Below are 1,204 nucleotides of genomic sequence, written 5' to 3' on the forward strand. Positions count from 1 at the left end.
GGCCGCGTCGGTCGGCGCGGAGCCCTCGGCGCTTGGTGCGGCCGCGGCGGGCCGCGTCGGTCGGCGCGGAGCCCTCGGCGCTTGGTGCGGCCGCGGCGGGCGGAGCTGCGGGCGGGCAGCGCGCGGCAGTATTGTCGCTGGGGGGGCCGGCGACGAGTGACGAATTCTCCGCGCGGGAGCTCGGCCTGCAGTGGCAGTGGAACGCCAACCCGGCCGACGCCCAGGCGTCGCTGACTGCGCGTCCTGGCTGGCTGCGAATGCCGGTCCTGGCTGCGCCGGCAGCGCATGATTTCGTCCGCGTCGCGTCCAATATCCTCACGCAAAAGCTGCCGGCTGAAGCATTCACAGTCGACACGCACGTCGAACTGGCGAACGCAAAGGATGGCGACCGTGCCGGCTTGATCCTGAACGCCATGAGCTACGCCTGGCTCGGCCTGCGCCAGCAAGACGGCCACCGTCAGCTGGTCTACACCACCTGCAAGCCCGCCACACTGCGCTGCACCGAACAAGCCAGCGTGGTACTGCAGGACGCCCCCGCAGCGCTCAATCTGCGCATRCAAATCAGGCCCGGCGCGCAGGTCCAGTTTTCCTACAGCCTTGACGGACAAAGCTTCACGCCCGCTAGCCAACCGTTCGCCGCCAGCAAAGGACGCTGGGTTGGCGCGCAAATGGGCCTGTTCAGCGTCGGCGACCGCACCAGCACCGGCCACCTCGACATCGACTACTTCCGCGTAACGCCATGACCACATCCATCCAACGCCGCACACTGCTGAAAGGCGCCGCAACTGCCGGCGCGCTGGCTGCAACTGGCCTGCCATTGCTGGCCAAAGCACAAAACGACCCTTGGGCTCGCGCGCAGCAGATCATCGATCGCTTCGCCAAACCACTGGCCTTCCCGAAGAAGGATTTCCTCATCACCGACTTCGGCGCCAAATCATGCTCGCTGGTGAAGTCTGCTGGCCTGGTCGAGATCCGCCACAAAGGCGAGCTGGATACGCCGGCGCCGCAATCGCCCGACAGTCATCCCGCCATCCGTGCCGCCATCGCCGCAGCGAGCAAGGCCGGCGGCGGCCGCGTGCTGATCCCTGCCGGGAACTGGTATGTCAAAGGCCCCATTGTTCTGCTGTCGAACGTGAAAGTGCATCTGGCCGCCGGCGCGCACGTCTACTTCAGCGCCAATCCGAAAGACTTCGCGCGTGACGGC

Annotated in this window: 1 protein-coding gene and 1 pseudogene; both read left to right on the forward strand. The window is 67.0% G+C overall.

Annotation, left to right across the window (positions count from 1 at the left end):
• Positions 1–743, forward strand: a pseudogene (locus tag AB4Z11_RS32125) (hypothetical protein); the annotation flags it as partial.
• A partial coding sequence (locus AB4Z11_RS32130; RefSeq protein ID WP_442030288.1) for a twin-arginine translocation signal domain-containing protein occupies positions 740–1,204 on the forward strand: 465 nt, incomplete at its 3' end. The pseudogene AB4Z11_RS32125 and the gene AB4Z11_RS32130, both read left to right, overlap by 4 nt.

This window comes from Pseudoduganella sp. RAF53_2 (assembly GCF_052113985.1).
GTDB lineage: Bacteria > Pseudomonadota > Gammaproteobacteria > Burkholderiales > Burkholderiaceae_D > Rugamonas.